At 52.0% G+C, this 16,145-nt stretch carries 17 protein-coding genes; 11 read left to right on the forward strand and 6 right to left on the reverse strand.

Features of this window, described 5'->3' with window-relative positions; all coding sequences use genetic code 11:
• Positions 1-966, reverse strand: coding sequence for a protein-methionine-sulfoxide reductase catalytic subunit MsrP (msrP, locus tag IPM28_06195; GenBank protein MBK9172580.1), 966 nt, complete (start codon positions 964-966; stop codon positions 1-3).
• A 366-nt stretch (positions 967-1,332) separates the two neighbouring features.
• Between msrP and IPM28_06200 the strand changes: the two genes are divergently transcribed.
• Positions 1,333-3,564: a serine/threonine protein kinase gene (locus tag IPM28_06200; GenBank protein ID MBK9172581.1), complete on the forward strand. Its 2,232-nt coding sequence runs from the start codon at positions 1,333-1,335 to the stop codon at positions 3,562-3,564.
• A gap of 62 nt (positions 3,565-3,626) precedes the next feature.
• Positions 3,627-4,700 (forward strand): TonB family protein, encoded by a 1,074-nt coding sequence (locus tag IPM28_06205; protein MBK9172582.1) that lies wholly within the window; start codon positions 3,627-3,629, stop codon positions 4,698-4,700.
• 54 nt (positions 4,701-4,754) lie between these two features.
• Here the strand turns inward: IPM28_06205 and deoC are convergent, their stop codons facing one another.
• Together deoC and IPM28_06215 are read right to left on the reverse strand one after the other, a co-directional pair.
• The gene (gene deoC, locus IPM28_06210) at positions 4,755-5,465 is read right to left on the reverse strand and encodes a deoxyribose-phosphate aldolase (protein MBK9172583.1); all 711 of its coding nucleotides are present in this window, start codon (positions 5,463-5,465) and stop codon (positions 4,755-4,757) included.
• Between the two features lie 168 nt (positions 5,466-5,633).
• On the reverse strand, positions 5,634-6,287 hold the full coding sequence (locus IPM28_06215; GenBank protein ID MBK9172584.1) for an RpiB/LacA/LacB family sugar-phosphate isomerase: 654 nt from the start codon (positions 6,285-6,287) through the stop codon (positions 5,634-5,636).
• A gap of 232 nt (positions 6,288-6,519) precedes the next feature.
• On the opposite strand from IPM28_06215, the gene hpt reads away from it, so the two are divergent.
• Positions 6,520-7,095, forward strand: a complete 576-nt coding sequence (gene hpt, locus IPM28_06220; GenBank protein MBK9172585.1) for a hypoxanthine phosphoribosyltransferase — start codon at positions 6,520-6,522, stop codon at positions 7,093-7,095.
• A gap of 4 nt (positions 7,096-7,099) precedes the next feature.
• On the opposite strand, the gene IPM28_06225 is transcribed toward hpt, so the two are convergent.
• Positions 7,100-7,558: a hypothetical protein gene (locus IPM28_06225; GenBank protein MBK9172586.1), complete on the reverse strand. Its 459-nt coding sequence runs from the start codon at positions 7,556-7,558 to the stop codon at positions 7,100-7,102.
• 181 nt (positions 7,559-7,739) lie between these two features.
• Between IPM28_06225 and rplU the strand changes: the two genes are divergently transcribed.
• Positions 7,740-8,030: a 50S ribosomal protein L21 gene (gene rplU / locus IPM28_06230; protein MBK9172587.1), complete on the forward strand. Its 291-nt coding sequence runs from the start codon at positions 7,740-7,742 to the stop codon at positions 8,028-8,030.
• A gap of 77 nt (positions 8,031-8,107) precedes the next feature.
• The gene (gene rpmA / locus IPM28_06235) at positions 8,108-8,392 is read left to right on the forward strand and encodes a 50S ribosomal protein L27 (GenBank protein MBK9172588.1); all 285 of its coding nucleotides are present in this window, start codon (positions 8,108-8,110) and stop codon (positions 8,390-8,392) included.
• A gap of 1,302 nt (positions 8,393-9,694) precedes the next feature.
• Here rpmA and IPM28_06240 read toward each other — a convergent pair.
• Both IPM28_06240 and IPM28_06245 read right to left on the reverse strand, forming a co-directional pair.
• Entirely contained in the window at positions 9,695-10,924 is a 1,230-nt protein-coding gene (locus IPM28_06240) for an ABC transporter permease (GenBank protein ID MBK9172589.1), read from the reverse strand.
• A gap of 39 nt (positions 10,925-10,963) precedes the next feature.
• Complete coding sequence (locus IPM28_06245; protein MBK9172590.1) at positions 10,964-12,190, reverse strand: ABC transporter permease; 1,227 nt, start codon at positions 12,188-12,190, stop codon at positions 10,964-10,966.
• A 122-nt stretch (positions 12,191-12,312) separates the two neighbouring features.
• Here IPM28_06245 and obgE point away from each other — a divergent pair, with 122 nt between their 5' ends.
• From obgE to IPM28_06275, 6 genes are all read left to right on the forward strand, one after another.
• The gene (obgE, locus tag IPM28_06250) at positions 12,313-13,344 is read left to right on the forward strand and encodes a GTPase ObgE (GenBank protein MBK9172591.1); all 1,032 of its coding nucleotides are present in this window, start codon (positions 12,313-12,315) and stop codon (positions 13,342-13,344) included.
• Between the two features lie 17 nt (positions 13,345-13,361).
• A complete protein-coding gene (gene nadD, locus IPM28_06255) occupies positions 13,362-14,051 on the forward strand; it encodes a nicotinate (nicotinamide) nucleotide adenylyltransferase (GenBank protein ID MBK9172592.1) in 690 nt (229 codons plus the stop codon).
• Positions 14,051-14,494 carry a ribosome silencing factor gene (gene rsfS, locus IPM28_06260; GenBank protein ID MBK9172593.1) on the forward strand — a complete coding sequence of 148 codons (444 nt, stop codon included), beginning with the start codon at positions 14,051-14,053 and terminating at the stop codon, positions 14,492-14,494. The genes nadD and rsfS overlap by 1 nt, the downstream gene beginning before the upstream one ends.
• An 8-nt stretch (positions 14,495-14,502) precedes the next feature.
• Positions 14,503-14,955: a 23S rRNA (pseudouridine(1915)-N(3))-methyltransferase RlmH gene (locus tag IPM28_06265; GenBank protein ID MBK9172594.1), complete on the forward strand. Its 453-nt coding sequence runs from the start codon at positions 14,503-14,505 to the stop codon at positions 14,953-14,955.
• The gene (locus IPM28_06270) at positions 14,952-15,305 is read left to right on the forward strand and encodes a TraR/DksA family transcriptional regulator (protein MBK9172595.1); all 354 of its coding nucleotides are present in this window, start codon (positions 14,952-14,954) and stop codon (positions 15,303-15,305) included. Before IPM28_06265 ends, IPM28_06270 begins: the two co-directional genes overlap by 4 nt.
• A gap of 107 nt (positions 15,306-15,412) precedes the next feature.
• Positions 15,413-16,144, forward strand: a complete 732-nt coding sequence (locus tag IPM28_06275; GenBank protein ID MBK9172596.1) for a ComF family protein — start codon at positions 15,413-15,415, stop codon at positions 16,142-16,144.
• The last annotated feature ends 1 nt before the right edge of the window (position 16,145 follow it).

The raw sequence follows: 16,145 nt of genomic DNA on the forward strand, positions 1-16,145 counted from the left end.
TTAGAAGAACTTTCGGAGGTCCATTCCGCTATACATCGACGCGACCTCGTCGGTATAACCATTGAACATAAGGGTCTTACGCATTGAGAGTTCCCCTATTCGCCTTTCGGTCGCCTGCGACCAACGTGGATGATCGACCTCCGGATTCACATTCGAATAGAATCCGTATTCGCTGGGTCCGGCTATGTTCCAGGTCGTCGGCGGCTCTTCTTCGGTCAGCGTTATCTTTACGACCGATTTGATGCTTTTGAAACCATATTTCCAAGGGACTACCAAGCGTATCGGTGCTCCGTTCTGATTTGGCATTTGCTTGCCATATAGTCCGGTGGCCAGGATCGTCAAGGGATGCAGTGCTTCATCAAGACGCAACCCCTCAACATAGGGAAAGTCGATTCCGGCTGAAAACGATGACTGCATCACCTCGGGGTCATAATGTGTTTGAAACGCCACATATTTCGCCGAGCTGAGCGGTTCTGCCTTCTTCAATAGGTCTCCAAGCGAGAATCCGACCCACGGAATCACCATCGACCACGCCTCAACACATCGAAAGCGGTAAACCCTCTCTTCCTGCTGAAATCGCATTAGTTCATCGATGTCATAGGTTCTGGGATTCTGGACAAGCCCGTCAACTTCGACGGTCCATGGCCGCGTGACAAAACCCGCTGCAGCGCGAGCGACCGCTGTTTTGCTGGTCGAAAACTCGTAGAAGTTGTTGTAATTTGTGATCTCTTCGAATGTGTTCGGCTTATCCGATCTGCCGTTCGATCCGGACGCTGCAATATTCTCGATCGGGGCGGTAAGAACCTCGGCGGACGGGCTTGGATTGAAAATCCGATAGCCAACACCAGTTGCCGCCGCAGTACCGGCGAGAAGCCCGGCCCGCATAAAATTTCGACGATTTAGGTAGGTTGACTCCGGAGTGATCTCGCTCGATGGTATCTTCGGTGCTTTCGCATTGTTCCCCATAAAGTTGCTTTCGTCAAACAGATACAACTGGTTTCCTTATGATCGCTTTACCTCGTACTTTTATTCCAACAACAAAGCAGCAATATTAGCCTGGTCAGCACAATACGTGTTCCAGAAAAGCGCTTACGAAAGCTTGAGACCGATAAACATCGGCATTTACGATAATTCGGGAGATACGACCTGATCACTTCGGCCGGATGCTCCGGATCAACCTGATTTTCGATCGAAAGACGTGGAATTTGCCCGCTAACGGTCCTGATGATAAAAATTGTTGATAGTTTGCCAACATTTTTCTTCCATTCTGAACGAATTGCGCTATAATCTTTTTGGCAGTTCGCCTACCCTCGCGTCTTCACACATTCAATTATGCCCGCCACGAACCAACTTTTACAGGAAGGACGATATCGGATCAACCACCAGTTCGCATCTAGCGGACAGGGTACGGTTTATGATGCTTATGACACCGTTCGGAACACGAATGTGTTGGTCAAAGAGATCGTCGTTCGCCTCAACCGCGTATTGACCTCCTCCCAGCAGGAACAGCTAAGAACGACATTTGCGAATCAGGCAAAGCTGCTCACTGAGATCAAGCACGATTCATTGCTCCACGTGCACGATTTCTTTTCAGAGATAGGACGTCAGTATCTGGTCATGGAAGCTCTCGATGGACAGGAACTTTCTGACCTTCTCTCGCAGCCAAACAACCGTTTCGAACTAAGCGAGGTCCTTGCATGGGCGGACCAGCTGCTCGACGGACTTCATTATCTCCACAAATTCAATCCGCCGATAATCCATAAGAACATACGGCCCAATCATATAAAGTTAACGGCCGAAGGACGGATCAAGCTGCTTGCGTTCGGCCTTGCTGACGGATCCGACACAAAGATCAGCACGAACATCACTGCTGATACCCAAAAGGACGAGATCAGCTACTCGCCGCTTGAACAGATCTGGGAGGATCTCGATCCTGCATCGCAGAAAGTCATCACGAACAGTTACGACGAGCGTTCGGCAAGGAGTCTGCATGAGCCGCTGGATTCGCGAAGTGATATCTATTCATTCGGTGCGACCGTCTATCATCTATTGACCGGCCGCAAACCCGTCGACGCTTTAGAACGATCGATCGAGATGCTCGAGGGCAACCACGACCCATTGACATCCCCGCACGAACTTCGGGCAGCGATACCACCTGAGGTTTCGGACGTCATCATGAAGTCGATGGAAGTGAAGCGCGAGGATCGGTTCGATTCCGCAGCGATCCTGCGTCAGATACTACGAACGGCAATGATCCGGGCAAAAGAACGCGAGACGCTTGAAGACGCGAAAGAAGAACGCGAAGCACTCGAAGCGATAAAGGCGGCCGGAGAGACGCGGAATCTCACCGGCCGGAACCCGCTTGAGCAAAAGAAAAAGGAAGCTGAGGCTGAAGAAGCAAGGCGTGCGGCGATCCTCGAGCAAAGGCTTCGTGAGGCCGAAGAACAGCGATTGCTGGCCGAACAGCGTGCTGCCGAGGCTGAAAAACTGCTTCGTGAGAAAGAGGCACGAGCTGCTGAGGCCGCCGCGTCTGCTGCAGCGGCATCAACTAACGATTTCGAACTCGATATTCTCGAGCTTCCGCAGCCATTAGCGGCAGCTGCAGCCCCCGACGAATCGGTCCATTCGCATCTCGAGATTCCAATTCCCCTAGAAAAGCCTGCCACCAAACCGGTCATACCTGCCATTCCCGATAAGGTCGCATTTGAGGCTACCCGAAGCGATGTGGAATCAACGTCCTTTAGTGATTCCCAGATCGAGAGCTATTCCGATGGCCCGATGGAAGAAGTGCTTATCGAGACCGCCGCTGAACCGGAGTCTGAGTCGTCGGCTATTGCGGCAGACCCTCATGCTCCTGAGGTTGAGAGTGTTAGTTTTGAAACAGAGACATTCGATGTTGTCGAAGAAGAAGTCCTTACGGAATCTGGCCAGGCTCCAAGTTTCGAAGCGGTGCAGGTTGCTGCCACCGCGGCGACTCCTGAGCCTGCTGACGACGAATCTTACCTTTTCGAGGAGCCGGAACCGACCGTTGAGACGCATGACGAAGAGGTTGCCGCCGCTGCGTTCGATCCACACCTGCAAATGCAGCCTGAAACGGCGGTTGGCAACTCGGTATATGCGCATGACCATTCTGAAGCCGAATATTTTTCCTATGACGAGCCTGCGGGAAGATATTCAGGTAGTTTCTCTCTCCCGATGCCGGTGATCGCCGGAGTCGCTGCAGCCGTGCTTGTAATGGTCGGTCTCGGCGGCTATTTGATGCTGTCTGGTTCGGCAGAACCTGAGAATGATGTCCCCGCGGAAATCATCAAGCAGCTCGAAGCCTCGCAGCCACAGCAAGTGACGACACCGATCGAACAACCGGCCGCTGAACCTGTAACTTCTACGCCGACTATCACTGACGACATCACGACCCAACAACAGCTGGTCGAGGAAGCGGCACCAACGAGAAAGGCCGCACAACCGACACCGCCACGATCGAAAAAGCCCGTCCAAGATCCTGCAGCCAAACCCGCGACACCTAAGAAAGCCGTCACGGTCGATGATCTCATCCGTGACAATTAAGTAATTCGGAATCCGTCAAAACGGCTTTGACGCCCCATGAATCCGCTATCCGGTGAAATGCCATGACACTTAGAAAAACCCCCTCCAAAACACCTCTCCATCGGCCGACCTCATTACTTGGCGTCGTTCTTTTCGTACTTCTCTCGACCTCGTTGTTCGCGCAAGCGCCGCAACTCAGCCTGGCCGACCTGTTGATCGGGCTTCGTTCACAGAAGGTGACCCTTCCCGAACGCAACCGCATCCTAACTGAGGCTATAAGAGAACGAGGAGTCACGTTCGTTTACACGGTCGAGATCGCGAAAGAACTCGCAGCAACGGGTGCATCGCCCGAGCTGTTGAATGCGATCCGTGAAAAGAGCCTTCCGGTCAAGCCCGTGCCCACCCCTGAACCGACGCCGTCTCCGACCCCGACCCCGCCCGATTTTGGGTTTTATCAGCAGCGCGGCGACGCGAATGCGACCAAGGGTGATTACACAGCCGCACTTAGCGATTACAACCGGGCCGCCGAAATGCGATCGGATGTTCCGGCGATCTTCATCGCCAGGGCACGAACGCATTTCAACCTGAAATCCTACGACCGTGCTGTTGCTGATTATGATCGAGCTCTGGAACTGAGTCCGAATGACTCGGCGGCATACGTCAATCGCGGTATGACATTTGAAAGGATCGGCGATCCGACCAAGGCGGTCGCCGACTACCGTAAGGCTCTGGAACTCGACACTAAGAATGACGAAGCACGAGCCGGCATCAAACGTATCGAAGATGCCATTGCAGCGGCAGAAGCAGAAAAACGGCGGAAGGAAGCCGCCGCCGCGCCGGTCGTCGAACCGGCCCCTGAGTTCGTGAATCTCGGGACGCTCAACGCTTCAAACGCGACACGAATGGTAACACCGGTCTATTCGCAGATCGCCCAAAGATCGATGATCGAAGGCAAGGTGACTGTCGAGTTGGAGCTGAATGAAAAAGGCGAGGTCACCTCGGCCAAGGCAACGACCGGTCATCAAATGCTTCGAAGTGCAGCTGAAACCGCCGCTCAGAAATCAAGGTTTCGCCCGGCATTGTTCAACAACCAGCCGATCAAAGCGAAGGGCATCATCGTCTACAATTTCAGTTTGAAGGCAGGCGAACAACAGTAGGACCGTATGAGTTCGTGGTCATTGAAGGCATCCGCTTCCGGGTGCCTTTTCTTATTAGTATGTTCCGGCGGTGATCGTCGATGCGACCCCGCTCGCTTCCTGCGCGATCTTTACTCCGACACTCGCACCGATACGCGTTGCTCCGGCTTCGAACATTGCCCTTGCGTCATCAATTCCCTTCACGCCGCCTGACGCCTTGACGCCTAGTGCAGAACCGACCGTACGCCGCATCAATGCCACATCGTCGACCGTGGCTCCGCCTTTCGAGAATCCGGTGGACGTTTTCACAAAATCGGCGCCGGCGTTTTTTGAAGCAATACAGGCCCGAACCTTTTCTTCGTCGGTCAAAAGCGCTGTCTCAATGATCACCTTACACAGAACTCCGTTTTCATGAGCCGCCTCGGCTACGGCTCGGATATCGTCCTCAACGGCGCAATCGTCTCCCGATTTCAAAGCACCGATGTTGATCACCATATCGACCTCACGGGCGCCGTTGAATATTGCCCGGCGGGCTTCATATGCTTTGACGTCGGGCAGCGTTGCACCTAGTGGAAATCCGATCACGGTGCACACCGGTACCGACGATGACCTTAAAAGCTCGGCCGCGAATTTCACCCAAACAGGATTCACGCATACCGATGCAAATCCGAACTGAGCTGCTTCGGCGCACAGTTTACGAATATCTGACTCTGCGGCTTCGGGTTTCAGAAGCGTATGATCGATAAGGCTTGCCCAATCGTGTGCAGTTGCCGTTTCGCCGAGGATTATCCCGATCCGCTCGGCTCCGGCGTCGACGATGCGCTCGACATCCGCTCGGCAGAATGTCGGGCAATACTCGTCACCTCCGAGCCTAGCCAGCACGAGGTCTGTAATTTGATCTACCAACTGATCGTATTTTCCGTTCTGCACGTCTTAAGCTCCGAATTTGTACCGTTACCTTCGATATTGTCGATCAATATCCGTGATCTTCGCGACACGGCGCTTGTGTCGTTCCTCTGAGATCTCTGTCGAGAGGAACCTGGTCAAGATCGCCTTTGCATCTTCGAACGACGTCTGTCCGCTCCCGAGAGTAATTACGTTTGCGCCGTTATGCTCGCGCGAGTTCGAAGCCAGTGCTTCCGAATAGCAGGCGGCGGCACGCACACCGGGCACCTTGTTGGCCGCGATCGCACTACCGATTCCGGCACCATCGATAATGATGCCCACGTCCACGTGACCTGATCCGACGGCCGATGCGACGGCATGTGCGATATCCGGATAGTCAACCGCATCCTCGGAATCGGTCCCGAAATCGCGAACTCGAACTCCGAGGTCGCTTAAAAAGGAGCTCAGCTTTTCTTTAAGCTGAAATCCGCCGTGATCTGCTCCGATCGCTGCTGAGCTGACCTTGAGTTTAGATTCTCGACCTTCCTTTTTGATCAGAATGATCTGTTTGTCATTTACAATATCGTTTGCGAGTGCAGTGAACCGGGCTCCTTCTGAGATCCGCAAGCGCGCTCCGGTTTCGAGTCCGCGAAGGTCGTCTTCCGTTATCAGCGACTTCGACGATTCGTCGCGATCATATTCTCGCTCACGACTTGCGGCCATTGAACGGACCAACACGTGCGTCGGGTAGACCTGATCGGCATTTTCCGAGTGCGTTCTTTCATCTTGCGGAACCGATTCCAACACCTGACGTACCAGGGCCTTTACCCGATCTCGCATTTCTGGATCAATTGTGGCCATAAGTAGAAATGGGTTGCGGCGCTCACCGGGCTTGCCACAAAGTCGATAGTTGAATAGTATTGCTAAAATCCTCTCTATTCAAACACGCAAATATATGTCTGTTGAAACAACGGCAGTAACGTTCTCGGAGTTTACAAATCCGAATCTGGAGGTTTTGTACTCGGCCGATGTCATCGAAAACAGGATCCGCGAACTCGGCGAACAAATAACGGCCGATTACCGTAACCGAGATCTCGTCCTGGTCGGCGTGCTCAAAGGCTCATGCGTATTTCTTGCGGACCTTATGAGGGCGATCGACCTGCCGCTTTCGATAGACTTCATGTCGGTCTCGAGCTACAAGGACGGAACGACCTCGACCGGCGATGTCGAGATCACAAAAGACCTTGGCAACCCGATCCGCGGAAAGGACGTTCTTGTTGTCGAAGACATAGTCGACACGGGATTGACGCTGACCCGCCTTCTGGAGATCTTAGGGTCGCGAGGCGCAAACTCGATCCGTTTGATAACGTTTCTCGATAAGCCCGAGCCGAGAATAAAGACCGATCTTAAGATCGATTACACCGGCTTCGTCGTCGAAAACCGCTTTGTCGTCGGCTATGGGCTTGATGCGGCCGGACGTTATCGCAACTTACCATTTATCGGTGTCGTTAAGGATCCGTCGATAGCTTAGATCGCTAGATCGTCGTTGCATTCTCACGCAGATGCCTGCTTGCCAAAAGGCCTCGGATCAGGAAGTAGAGGCCAACAAGGTGAAAGCCGAATCCGAAAAAATCCCGCAGGCCGATGACCAGCATCGAGTCGATAACGTAAAGAAAGATCCCAAGAACAAACGCCACATCACTGCCGCGCGCGGCAAAAACTCCGAATGCCGCAAACCCTAATGCGATCAGGACGTTGATCGCGAGAGCCGAGGCAAGCATAGGCGGCACAACACCTTCGGCGGTCAAACCACCAGAAGTTCCGTCCAACCAGCGAGTTATGCCAAAGGCAACCATCGAATTGGGCGTATTGAAAAAAAACACGATCAGCGAGTTGATGATCGACGCCACTGCGAGCCAGTAAAACCAATGAGCGCCGCCGGATTTTGCTTCTCCCGGCGAATATTGGATGGTCTGCCGTTCAATGTTTTCCATTGTTTAAGCCTCCGTTTTCATTTGGTTGTTGCGCCCCGATAATACCACAAAACCAATTCGATGCAGCGGCATTTCTCTAACCGGCCGGTCAGGATTGACGAATCGGCAAAGTTTAGCTAAAATCTAAGTTTTTCGGTTGGCCCTTGCGAGGAGTCGACTGGTTGATGGAGAAAATCACAAAATGAGTTACGCAATAATCAGAACCGGCGGAAAACAGTTCCCGGTCGAAGAAGGACAAGTACTCCGCGTTCCCTCGATCTCCGGCGATCAGGGAAGCAAGGTCGAACTTGAAGCGTTGGTCCTTGGCGAAGGGGCGAAGGCCAAGATCGGCTCAGGAAAGGTTTCTGCAACTGTCGTCGGCCACGGTCGCGGTGAAAAGGTCATTGTTTTCAAGAAAAAACGGCGAAAGCAATACAAACGAAAGCAAGGCCACCGTCAGGGATTTACTGAGATCAAGATAGAAAAGATCTAATTGAGGGGTTTGATTCTTGGAGAACGCTCAAGGTCTTTTGAATTAAGACCCGCGTTTTAAGGATGCACAATTGAGATATGGCACATAAGAAAGGCGTTGGTTCATCTCGAAACGGCCGCGACTCAAACGCACAGCGGCTTGGATTGAAGAAATTTGGCGGCGAGCACGTACTCGGCGGAAATATCCTGGCGCGTCAACGCGGCACAAAGTGGAAGCCGGGCAACAATGTCGGCCGTGGAAAGGACGATACCCTTTTCTCGTTGATCGAAGGCTTTGTGAAGTTCGAGGACAAAGGGCGTCGGGGCAAGTTCATTAGCGTCTACGCCGAAGGTGCGGCTGAGTTGGCCGCTAAAGCCGTTTAGTGATCAGCCAAATCGATCAAAGGGCACACGTGATAGCACGTGTGCTTTTTTTTTGCACATAGGTTCTATTGTTTGACTTCCTTATTTTCAACTACGGCCAACGACGCGGCGTGGCCCGCACCGACGCTTTCGTCAGGCGACTGGATGCGTATGAGGATATCTCGGGTTTAGTCATTCAATTGCCATTTGGTATCCATTCTTGAATTCGCTTTGCAACCGTTCGAACTAATGCCGATTCGATCGAGGTATCTGCGGAGTCAGTAATGGACTTCGCCGGTCGAAAAAGGCAACCCCACGCATTTTCAGGACGATCAAATTCGAAAATCGTTCTCCATCATCATCGGCAGCGTTCACGCTTTAGGCTTTAGGCTTTAGGCTTTAGGCTTTAGGCTTTAGGCTTTAGGCTTTAGGCTTTAGGCTTTAGGCTTTAGGCTTTAGGCTTTAGGCTTTAGGCTTTAGGCTTTAGGACTTTCAGTTTCCGGGAAAAAAGTCTGTTGAGTCAATCAAAATATCGCAAAACTTTGGCAAATACAGTCGCTTTTTGCAGCTTCAACATTTTTTTTCGCTGTTTTTTTTTCTGTTTTCCACAGGCTAATGGAACGTCGCTTGCTCAGATCGAATATCGGCGATCTCGACCAGTCGCTAGAATTAGGTGTTCCCGGAACGATCGGCGATACTTTTCCACATTTTTTTCCACAAGTTAACCGCAAACTTTTCCACAACTGGTCTTACTTTGACCTGGGAATAGTTAAAGCACTTTCTAGTTGACATCAAAAAAATCGGGTGTAAGATAGCGTCATAGTCGAAATTGCTTACGGGCATTTTGACCGACACCGGGAGGTGGAACGGATACGGTGACGTATCGTTCGCGGACAGTAGGAGCGGAAAGCCGCTGTCACGAACGCCTGGAGTCGAAGCCGAAAGGCTTGCTAGGTCGGTCGAAAGATCGATCGAGTCGCTCGGATAAAAACGAGTGACGCTCCTCGGACCTGATCAGCCGAATGAGTGCAAGGCCGCTCGCATCGAAAGATGTCGAGCCTCGTTGCCGGGAACGTAACCGGCGGTGGAGGAAAAGCCACCACAAAAAAAACCTAACGGCATCTGGCACTTCGAGTGCGACGGAATGTGTAAACAGGAAGGATGCTGACCGGAGATAAAGCTCCCCGCAGAGCGTCTTCGGGATACAAAATCGGCAGCTTGACCGTGTACATGGGAAAGCGGCCAGCCTTTCAAGGCACTTCGGTGCCAGGATAGGAACACGAAAGCGTCGTTTCAAGAGATTGGAACGACGCTTTTGTTTGTCTATTCGTGTCTAAGTGCGTCGATCGGGTCCAGTCGGGCGGCCTTCCATGCCGGAAGTAATCCGAAGACCAACCCGATGCTGACCGATACGCCAAAACCAACGAATGGCGCCCACAATGGAATGTAGGTCGGCAAGATGACCTGGATCAGCAGCGAAAGCCCGACGCCAAGTAGAATTCCGAGCACTCCGCCAAATGCCGTTAACGTTACAGCCTCAATAAGGAACTGCGTGATGATGTCTGCTTTACGAGCTCCGATCGCTTTTCGGACACCGATCTCTTTTGTCCGTTCGGTGACTGACACGAGCATCACATTCATTACGCCGATCCCGCCGATCAACAGACCAACACTCGAGATCGCGACCATCAGAATAAATATCCCGCTCGTTATTGCTCCGAACTGTTTTACGATCTCGTCCGAGGTTTGGACCCCGAAATTGTCCGGTTTACCGGATGGGACTTGTCTCTGCCGCCTTAAGATCAAACGTATTTCCTCCAGAGCCTCGTTCAGTCGACCGGGCTTGGCGGTTGCCATAATGAAGCAGTCTTCGTTTGCCGGATAAAGCTGTTTGATCGTCTTGAATGGCAGATAAACAGCCTTATTCTCATTGTTCGGATCCTCCGAACCGACGAGAAATATCTCGCGCTCCTGCAGCACCCCGATCACGCGGTAATTGCGGCCTTCGATCTGGATCTGCTGGTCCAGGGCGTTCGAAAAAGGAAACAAGGTGTTGGCGATGTCGATACCTATCACGGCAACTTCGGCTCGCCTTTGCTCTTCCTCGGACGTGAAATAGCGCCCTTCCCTGAGATGTGAGACGCCCATGCGGAAATAGTCGGCTGCGGCTCCCTGCACGGTCGCGTTGGTCATCTCGATCTCTTTGTTTCGAATGTTGACCCTTTCGGTAAAAGGCCCTGCGGTAAAGTCAACCGGCGACATGAACGGACTGACGAATTCGCAGCTGCTGCATTCGGACCGGATCGCATCGGCGTCCTCCTCGCGTAGCGGTTTTCGTGTTCGCTCCTCCATTGACGGGTTGAAGTTGAAGCCAGGTTCGAACTTGAATGCGTATACAGAATTCGTCCCAAATGCCTCGATCTCTTTGGAAACTCGCGAGTCGATCCCGGAGACAAATGCCGCTATTACGATCACTGTCGTGGTACCTATGACAACTCCTAAAATTGTCAAAAATGAACGGAGCTTATGCTGACGCAGAGTGTCGAAGGCCATCCGCACGTTCTCGTAAAAGTTTGAGTGACGAAGTCTCATCTAATCTGCCCTCAAGGCTTCGATCGGATCGAGTCCGGCCGCTTTCCATGCCGGAAAGACCCCAGAGATCAATCCAACGCTGCTTGAAACGAAGAGCGCGACCATCACCCAGGCCACCGGCAGTTCTGTCGGAACCGAGAACGTGACAGCAACAAGCTTGGCGATCAAATAAGCGATCGCGACCCCTATTGCCCCGCCACAGAGAGCCAGAGTTGTCGATTCAGCAAGAAACTGCTTTAAGATGTCGCCGCGTCTTGCTCCGATACTTTTTCGGATACCGATCTCCTTTGTTCGCTCGGTCACGCTGACAAGCATGATATTCATGATCACGATGCCGCCAACGATCAGCGAGATCGACGTCACGCCTATGGCGACGACCTGAATGGTACCGAAGATCTTGTCGCGAAGCTCGTTTATGGCGCTCGGCGTCACGATTCCGAAATTGTCCTTTTCCGACGGTTCGAGCTTCCGGCGTACGCGCATCAATGTCCGTGCCTCTTCGATAGCTTCTGGGTAGGTTTCAGGACTTGTTGACGTCACCGAGATCGAGATCGAACGGCGTATGCCATAGATCGACAGAAACGTCGAAAGCGGCATAGAAACGTACATGTCGCGGCTTTGCCCAAATGCCGAACCGAGCGCCGCACCGACCCCAACGACCGTGAAGGTACGGCCGTCGATCTTGATCGTTTTGCCGAGTGGATTGTCACGAGGAAACAGCTTCTCAGCGATCTCGGATCCGAGAAAACAAACAAATCTTCTCGATTCTTCTTCAGCGTCGATGAGGTATCTGCCGGCATCGACCCCGGTCTTCTCGATCTCTGCAATGTTTGGAGTCGTTCCGTTTATCTGGACATTTTTGAGCGTCTTGTCGCCAAACTTTAGATCGGCTATCGATGAAGACTTACCACCGGCATCCTTGACAGAGCCACCGAGGTTTTTCAGTGCCATTAGATCTTCGACGCTAACGTCTTTATTGCGCCTCCGAGCGGCATTGAGAGCTTCGACGCTTGAATAATCGTCGATCGAGAAACGCTGAACGCTGAACGCATTGGTACCGATATTGGCGATCTTGTCGTCGACGTACTTGTTAAATCCCTCAATGAGAGAAACGACGACGATCACCGTTGCAACGCCAAAAATGAGACCAAGAAGCGTCAGAAATGAACGCAGTTTGTGCGCCAGGATCGAGGCGAATGCGAGCTTGAGGGCTTCAAGGAAAGACATACACTGGTCGGACCGACACTTACCGTTAACAAGTTAACATCTACGATAGAATGAGTGTAATTGTTTCTGAGATGTGATCGAACTTTTGCTAAGCATCTCCTCAAAACCTACAATCAAGAACAATGTTCCTTGATCGGGTTAAGATAAAAGTAATGGCCGGCGACGGCGGTAATGGCGTCACGGCATTCAGGCGCGAGAAATTTGTACCTCGCGGAGGTCCCTCCGGAGGCGACGGCGGCGTCGGAGGCAGCGTTTGGGTCGAATCTACCGAGGGTCTGAATACGCTGCTCCATCTTCGCTACAATCCGGAACATAAAGCTGAACGTGGTCGACACGGTGAGGGCTCGAACCGCTCCGGTAAGGACGGATCCGACGCTATCGTCAAAGTTCCGGTAGGAACGCAGGTCTTTGATGTCGAAACGAGCGAACTTCTCTTTGACTTTACCGAGCCGGGACAGCGATTCCTCGCTGCCAAAGGCGGGAAAGGCGGCTGGGGCAATGCACACTTCGCGACGCCGACGCGTCGCGCTCCGAAATTCCATTATACCGGCCGGCCCGGCGAAGAAAAAGAGCTTCAGCTAGAGCTTAAATTGATCGCAGATGTCGGACTTGTCGGATTTCCGAATGCGGGAAAGTCAACACTTATCAGCGTGATCTCTGCAGCCAAACCAAAGATCGCCGATTATCCTTTCACGACCCTCGAACCAAATCTGGGTGTTGTCGATGTTGGTGACTACAAGACCTTTGTGGTCGCCGATATTCCGGGCTTGATCGAAGGCGCCTCCACAGGTGCCGGGCTAGGCGACCGTTTCTTGCGTCATGTTGAACGGACCAAATTGATCCTCCATTTGGTTGACGTTTCCTCGCTCTCTGGCCGAGATCCTGTAAAGGATTACCAAACGATAAATACGGAATTGGCCGCCTATGATCCTGAGTTGGCCGCCAGGCCACAGATCGTCGTTGCAACTAAGATCGATGCACTCGACGAACCGGAGCGGTTAGAAAGTTTGAAGATCAGGGCCGAACAAGATGGCAAGCAATTCTTAGCGATATCATCCGTGGCAAACACAGGGATCAAAGAGCTGGTTTTCGAAGTTGTCAAAGCATTGGATGTTATAGGGAATACGACAGGGGCAGACCTTGTTGATGAGTAATAGTAGATCAGTGTCTGATGCCCGACGAATTTTCGACGAGTACGACGGTTTTTGAGATGAAGCGCATTGCATACTTTGGCGGGACGTTTGACCCGGTACATAACGGTCATTTGACGATAGCACGTGAGATCGTAAAGTTATTCGAACTCGATAAATTTTACTTTCTACCCGCCTATCACGCTCCGCATAAGCCCGAACGCCCGCCCACATCAGCATTCCACAGATTCGCCATGTTGTGCCTTGCAACCCGATCCGAAGCGAATATCGCGGTCTCCACGATCGAAGTAGAATCAGGTCAGAGGCGTTATACGATCGATACATTGCCGCAACTGAGAAATACCCATCCGCTAGACAAGATCTACTTCGTAATGGGTGCCGACTCGTGGGCAGAGATCACGACGTGGCGCGAGTGGGAAACGCTGCTTCTTAATTTCGATCATATTGTCGTGACGCGCCCCGGGTACGAGATTCGGCTCGACCACGTCACTGACGCCGTACGCGAACGGGTCGTCGATCTGCGAGAGGTTGACCGGATCAGGTCAAAAACGGACATTCCCGGCTTTCGGATATACCTGACCGATGCGGCATTTTTCGACACCTCAGCCACGGCTCTCCGTGATGACCTGAATGACGGCCATCTGGAACGCGACAACGAACTGCCGACCGAGGTTGCAAAATATATTGAAAAATACGAACTTTATAGATAATGGAAGAAACCCAGGAAAAATCTCTGAAACGTGAATCGGTCAAGGTAGAGATCGCGAAAAAGGTCGTTACGTTCGACGAACTTGACGCCGACGTGCAACTCGCCGTCGAATGTGCGTTGGAAAAGAAGGCGATCGAGGTCGTCGTGCTTGACCTTCGCGAAATCGCCAGCTTTACAGAGTTTTTTGTAATAGCGAGCGGTGCTAATCAACGACAAGTGCAGGCGATCGCTGACGAGGTTCGCGAACAACTCAAAAAGCAGCTTGGGTCGCGTCTCGTTCGTATTGAGGGTTACAACTCAGGCGAATGGGTGCTGCTCGACTTCGGCGACTTTATTTTTCACATTTTTGACAAAGATGCTCGCGAATTCTATGACCTCGAGCGACTGTGGCGCGATGCCGGCGTCGTTGTGGTCCCAAAAGACCTTGGTGTGCCAAACAACTGACTCTATTGATGAAGTTCTCTTTTATTTGGGTCGGAAAAACAAGAAATGAGAATTTGCGGGCGCTGCAAAATGATTATTTGCAGCGTCTTTCGCATTTCGTAAAGACCTCGGTTACCGAACTCAAAGACGGCGGTTCAGAACGTCCGGCCGAAATTGAAGGCAAACGAATTCTGCAAACTCTGAATCAAAAGAGCTTAGTTGTTTTGTTGGATGTCGGAGGCCGAACTGTCACATCGCACGAATTAGCCGTTGAAGTTAAACGCTGGCAGGATCAGGGCCTGAAGGAGGTCGCTTTCGTCATAGGTGGATTCGACGGCGTATCCCCGAAGGTTGCCGAACGTGCCGATATTAGGTTATCCTTATCGATTCTGACGTTTACGCACGAGATGGCACGCGTGATCATATTAGAACAGCTTTATCGGGCATATTCGATCCTAAACGGTTTACCTTATCAGAAATGAGCAAATTGAATCTCAAAGAAATCAAGAAAAGACTCCTTGCCGAAAAGGAGTTGTTGATCGAAAAATTGAAAGGCAATGACCTTTCGATAGATGATTCCGAAACTCCGGATCCCGTCGATCTAGCCGTAAGAAATTATTCAAAGAACGTGATGTTGGCCGTCTCGGAAAATGAAAGCCGCCAGCTGACACTCATCGATGAAGCTCTTCGGAGGATCGACGACAAAGAGTTCGGCGACTGCCAGAACTGTGAGCAGGCTATCAATCCGAAACGGCTCGAAGCGATTCCGTGGGCCCGTTACTGCCTGAACTGTCAGGAGCTTGTCGAGCAAGGCTTGCTTGACGAAGAATAGTCGACCGCATAATTGGATCGCGTTTAGGAACGTTCGAATCGAACGACAAATGCAAGAACGGTTTTGGCATCCGACCAACAGAAGCTTCTAGCGAACCGCGGACATTGATGTTCGAATCAATTCCAAACACCATTCTCTCGCTCGTTTATCCCCAACAATGTACCCTTTGCAGCCGTCTTGTCGACTCGATGGATGATGGAGACGTATGCTCCTGGTGTTGGGAGCAAACCAGGTTCTTCACCGGATTAGAAACACTATGCGCCCGATGCGGCGCATTCCTGAGCGATGCTGAACCCTTGTTCGAGACATATTGCCACAGATGTGATGATGCATTTTTCGACCACGCCCGGTCGCTTGGGCCTTATCGCGGGGCCATAGCCGCATCCGTGATCAGCCTAAAGCACAAGCCGACGATCGCGGGTCGCCTAAAAAAGGCCCTCGTTTCAGTCTATTTCGATAATTATCCGGACACCGTATCGCTGATCATTCCCGTTCCGTTATCGGCAAAACGACGCAAAGAACGCGGCTTTAATCAGGCAGCGGTAATTGCACGTATCATCGCTGATAAGGCAGGAATATCATTTGATGAAAATAGCCTGATGCGTACGGTCCATACTCCAATGCACCGTGCAGGAATGGACCGTAAGGCTCGGGAATCCACGGTAAAGGGCGTATTCAGCGTCAAGCGTCGAAACCTGATCGATGGACAAAGGATACTCTTGGTCGACGATGTCTTCACTTCGGGAGCGACCGTTTCCGCTTGCTCAAAGGTCCTGAAAAAGAACGGCGCGGCGACGGTCAATGTGCTGACCATCGGACGCGCCGTAATTACACAGTAAT

It is taken from the genome of Chloracidobacterium sp. (genome assembly GCA_016716305.1).
Taxonomy (GTDB): Bacteria; Acidobacteriota; Blastocatellia; order Pyrinomonadales; family Pyrinomonadaceae; genus OLB17.